Genomic DNA, 5,133 nt, shown 5'->3' with positions numbered 1-5,133 from the left:
ATGACTTCCACCAGCTTCATCAGCGGCACCGGGTTGAAGAAGTGCAGGCCGATGAAGCGCTCCGGCCGCTTGGTCGAAGCCGCCAGCTCGGTGATCGAGATGGAACTGGTGTTCGAAGCGAAGATGGCGTCCTTCTTCACGGTGGCGTCGAGGTCGCGATACATCGCCTTCTTCGTCTCGGGGTTCTCGATGATGGCCTCGATGACGATGTCGCAGTCGGCGAGGTCGTTCTTCGAGAGCGTGCCCTTGAGGCGGCCGCGGATCTCCTTGGCCTTCTCGGGAGTGATGCCGGACTTCTCCGGCTTCTCGGCGAACTTCGCCAGCGACTTCTCGATGCCGGCGAAACCCTTGTCGAGGAACTTCTGCTCGGCTTCGAGCACGACGACCTCGCAGCCGGCGGCGGCGGAGACCTGGGCGATGCCCGAGCCCATCAACCCGCAACCCAACACTCCAACCTTATTAATAGCCATCTATGACTTCCTTTTTCACCACGGAGGCACGGAGACACGGAGGAATCCTTTTATCTTTGGCTTTTCTCCGTGAACTCCGTGTCTCCGTGGTGAATTTATCTTTGTAAATTCTCCACAATGACGGCGATTCCCTGGCCGCCGCCGATGCACGCGGTCGCGAGGCCGTACTTCCCTTTCCGCCGGCGCAGCTCGTAGAGCAGCGTGAGCACCAGGCGCGTGCCGGTGGCGCCGAGCGGGTGGCCGAGCGCGATGGCGCCGCCGTTCACGTTGACTCTGTTCCGGTCGAGGCCGAGCTCCTTCTCGACCGCGAGGTACTGCGCGGCGAAGGCTTCGTTCACCTCGACCAAGCCGATGTCTTCGAGCTTGAGGCCGGCCTTCTTGAGCGCGGCGCGCGAGGCGGGCACGGGACCTTGTCCCATGATCTTCGGATCCACGCCGGCGATGCCCCACGAGACGAGGCGGCCCATAGGTTTCAGGCCGCGCTTCTCGGCGTCCGCGAGCGGCATGAGCACGACGGCAGCGCCGCCGTCGACGATGCCCGAGGCGTTGCCCGCGGTGATGTGCTTGCCGAAGGCGGGCTTGAGCTTCGCGAGACCCTCGGGCGTGGTCTCCGGACGCAGGTGGTCATCCTGCTCGAACAGTTCGCCGGTCGGCTCGCCCTTGCGGTTCCTGAGCGGGACGGGCGTGATCTCTTCCTTGAGGCGGCAGGCTTTCTGCGCCTCGTGCGCCAGCTTCTGCGAGCGCAGCGCGAACTCGTCCATGTGTTCGCGCGTGATGCCCTGCTGGTTACCGTACTCCTCGGCGGTCTGCGCCATGTAGAGGCCGCAGTAGGTGTCGAGGAGCGCGACCATGAGCGAGTCCTCGAGCTTGCCTTCGCCGAGGCCGACGCCCCACCGCATGCCGCGGATGACGTGCGGCGCCTGCGACATCGCTTCCATGCCGCCGGCGAGCACGGTCCTGGCCTCGCCGAGCTGGATCATCTGGGCGGCGGAGACGATGGCCTGCATGCCCGACCCGCAGAGGCGGTTCACGGTGAGCGCGGGGACTTCGACGGGCAGGCCCGCGCGGAGCGAGACGTGGCGCGCGCCGTAAAGCGCGTCGCCGGAGGTCTGCTGCGCGTTGCCGAAGACGGCGTGGTCGAACTCTTTGGGCTCGACGCCCGCACGCTTCATGGCTTCCTTCGAAGCGACGGCGCCCAGCTCCATGGCGGTGAAATCGCGCAGCTTGCCGCAGTAGCGGCCCATCGGGGTGCGCGCCCCGTTGACGATGGCAATGTCCTGAGGTGACAGCATGAGCGGCCTTTACTGATGACGTCGCAAGAGTGCGTGCAAACGTTTCAGTGTATCAGCCGCTAGTCCGTGGTCGCTAGTGCCCGCGCGCGAGGAGGAGCGGGCGACAACCGGGTCGGGCTACTTGCGGAAATCGGTGAACAGCACGACATCCACGTTTTCGGGGCCGCGGACGATGGCGATGCGCTTGCCGTCCGGGGAGAACGCGAAGCTGCTGATCATGTCGTTGGCGACCGTGAGGCGCGTCACCTGGCGCGCTTCTTTCTCATCCAGCATCTGCTGCCAGAGGTTGATGTTCTGTCCCAGCAGACGCGTGTAGAGGAAGCCCTTGCCGTCGGGCAGCCATTGCAGCGTGTCATTGAAGCCGGCGCCGATCGACCAGCGGTGCAGGATCTGGCCATCTGCGAGGCGCATCACGGCGAAGTAGAACACGCGCGCGCCGCCGGAGCCTTCGGTGTAGGGGAACAGCACGAGAGTGCCGTCGGGCGAGACCTGGGGCGCGAACGCAGCCGGCGGGCCGATGGCTTCGGGCTGGCCGCCGTCGGTCGCGATCCTCATCATGCGCTGCGGCGAGACGTCGGCGTTGGAGTAGTAGGCCCACTTGCCGTCGGGCGAACAGGAACCGGGGAAGTTGCGGTTCCCATGAGTGAGCTGGCGAGTCGCGCCGCTGGCGGCGTCGACCTTCCAAACGTTGACGCTGTTCTCCGCCGGATCGAAGCGCGCCACCAGGACGGCGTTCTCGCCGCAACGCGTCGGGAAGGCGGAAGGCAGGTCCTGCTTGAGGGTGTCGCGGTCGGAGCCATCGGGCCGCAGCAGGTCGAGGTTCAGGTCGGGATCATCCATGATCAGGCGTTCATTGGAGAGCCAGGCGACGGTGTTCCCGATGTCGCGATCCTGCGTCACTTGCGTCATGGCGGTGGGATCGGAGGCGGGCGCTACATAAACATTGCGACCGCGATCCACCTGCACGGCGGCGATCATCTTCTCCGAAGCGTCGAGGCTCACGCTCTGGTAGCTCCCCAGGTCGCTGGTGAAGCGGCGCAGTTCGCCTTTGGGATAGGGCTGGTAATAGAGCTGCACGCGGTCGCCGTGGGTGAGGTCCGATCCCAGGAGCAGCAGGCCGCCGGCGGTCAGCCAGCGCACGCCTTCCACCATCAACTTCGACGGGATCTCCACCGCCTTGCCGCCCTGCACCGGGTACACGGCGACGATGGTGGCGGCATCCTTTCCGAGGTGCTCGGCGGCGGAGGCGACGAGCTTGCCGTCGGGCGACCAGGCAGGCGCGCTCTGGCGGAACCCTTCATTGCTGCCGCGCGACGCCAGTTCGCGCTGGCTGCTGCCGTCGGTGCTTGCGACCATCAGCAGCGTCTTGCCGTGCGCGAAATCGGCACGGATGAAGGCGATCTGCTTGCCGTCGGGCGAGAAGGTGCAGCCGCTGGCGACGTCTTCGACGATCTTCTTGATCGGTCCGCCCAGCGTGGGGACGGAGTAGAGGGCCAGCACCGCCGGGTTCTCGGGGGTGTGCCGCGCGAAGTAGACGTAGTCGCCGTCCGGCGTGAACGAGATGTCGTGCTGGTAGAAGCCGGGCTGCGGCGGCACCACCTGGATGTGGCTGCCGGTCGTGATCGACTTCACCCAGAGGCTGCGATCGCCTTCGCGGCGCGCGTAGGCGATGTACTTGCCGTCGGGCGAGATGCCGGCGTAGACGGCGTGGCCGTGCTGCGTCAGGCGGGTCAACTTCATGTTCTGCGTGTCGAACGGGACCTGCGATGCGCCCAGCCACTGGAAGGCGCCGATGGAGAGCGCGGCGATGATCCCGATGGCCACGACCAGGCCCGCGACGATCTGCCACTTGTGCCGCTTGGCCTCGCCCATCAGGATCTCGGAGCTCGACGGCACCTTCTGCTGCGCGGTGGAGCGGGGCGCGGCGGCGGCCATCTTGCCGGAGCTGGAATCGCGGGCCAGGCGGCGCAGCTCCGCGCGCATCTCGCCGGCCGACTGGTAGCGCAGCTCGCGGTCTTTCTCGAGCGCGCGCAGGATGATCTCGTCCAGCCGCTGGGGCAGGTCGGGATTCACTTGGCGGGGCGCGATCGGTTGGCGCTCGAGGATCTGGTTGAACACCATCGCCGGACTGTTGCCCGGGAACGGCACCTTGCCGGTGGACATCTCGTACAGCACCGCTCCGAAGCTGAAGAGATCGGAGCGAGCGTCGAGCTCTTCGCCGCAGGCCTGCTCCGGCGACATGTACGCGATGGTCCCGACCGTGGTGCCCGACTGCGTGAGCGAGAGCCCGGGATCGCTCGGGGGACCGCCGATGGCGGCGGTCTCGGCGACGTGCTGCTTCTTGGGCAGCTTGGCGAGGCCGAAGTCGAGGATCTTGGCCTGTCCGCGCCTGGTGACGAAGATGTTGGCGGGCTTGATGTCGCGATGGATGACGCCCTTGGCGTGGGCGGCGTCGAGCGCGTCGGCGATCTGGGTGCCGAGGTCGAGCACGTCGCCGATGCGCAGCGAGCCCGCGACCAGCTTGTGCGAAAGCGGCTGGCCCTCCATCAGCTCCATCACGATGAAGTTGCGGTCGCCCTCTTTCTCGAGGTCGTAGATGGTGCAGATGTTCGGGTGATTGAGCGAGGAGCAGGCACGTGCCTCGCGGCGGAAGCGCTCGAGCGTGTCGGGGTCGGAACCCATCTCGGGCGTGAGGAACTTGATGGCGACTTGCCGGCCGAGGTTCAGGTCCTCGGCGGCGTACACCACGCCCATGCCGCCGCGCCCGACTTCGGCGGTAATGCGGTAGTGCCCGATGGTCTGGCCGATCATGACAGGTGAGTGGGGACTGTAGCGTAAAACGTCGGGAAGTGGAAAGAGCTAGTTCAGGCCGACGCGGCGCATGAGGCGGACGAAGCGGGCATCGCCGCGCAGCGGGTCGTAGACAGGGTTGACCTTCAAGCTGGTGAGCACGTTGGAGTGCTGTTGATAGGCCTGTTCGAGGGCGGCGAAGGCTTCGTCGCGGGTGCCGACGGCGGAAGTGGCGTAGACCAGCGCGCCGGCGTCGAGGCGCTTGCGCTCCGTCAGCTCCGCCAGCCGGGCCAGCTCGACACGCGCCTGCCGGCGGTCGCCGCGCAACTGATGCGTGCGCGCCATCCCGACCAGGTACCACGGGTTCTCCGCCGACCAGCCGGAGGATTCGATGGCGGCCAGGGCTTCCTCGACCTTCCCCTGCTCCTGGTAGACGCCGTGCAGCAGGCCATGGGCGCGCGGGAAGCTGGCGTCGCGCGCGATCACGGCGCGCAGCTTGGCGGCCGCGCGCTCGTACTGCCGGGCATAGAAAAGGATGGCGCCGTGATCCGTCTGGATGATGAGCGAGAGCGGATCGAGCT

At 66.7% G+C, this 5,133-nt stretch carries 4 protein-coding genes; all 4 read right to left on the bottom strand.

The features are described 5' to 3' along the window. On the bottom strand, window positions 1–470 hold a 470-nt coding region (locus VLA96_14845), incomplete at its 3' end, for a 3-hydroxyacyl-CoA dehydrogenase NAD-binding domain-containing protein (protein ID HSE50482.1). Between the two features lie 95 nt (window positions 471–565). Continuing rightward, window positions 566–1,762, bottom strand: coding sequence for an acetyl-CoA C-acetyltransferase (locus VLA96_14840; GenBank protein ID HSE50481.1), 1,197 nt, complete (start codon window positions 1,760–1,762; stop codon window positions 566–568). 117 nt (window positions 1,763–1,879) lie between these two features. Then, window positions 1,880–4,573, bottom strand: a complete 2,694-nt coding sequence (locus VLA96_14835; protein HSE50480.1) for a protein kinase — start codon at window positions 4,571–4,573, stop codon at window positions 1,880–1,882. A gap of 48 nt (window positions 4,574–4,621) precedes the next feature. Next, on the bottom strand, window positions 4,622–5,133 hold a 512-nt coding region (locus VLA96_14830; protein HSE50479.1), incomplete at its 5' end, for a hypothetical protein.

The organism is Terriglobales bacterium, from assembly GCA_035457425.1.
Classification (GTDB): domain Bacteria; phylum Acidobacteriota; class Terriglobia; order Terriglobales; family Acidobacteriaceae; genus JACPNR01.
The sequence above is the reverse complement of the archived record's forward strand: the minus strand, read 5'-3'. Positions and strand labels throughout refer to the sequence as shown.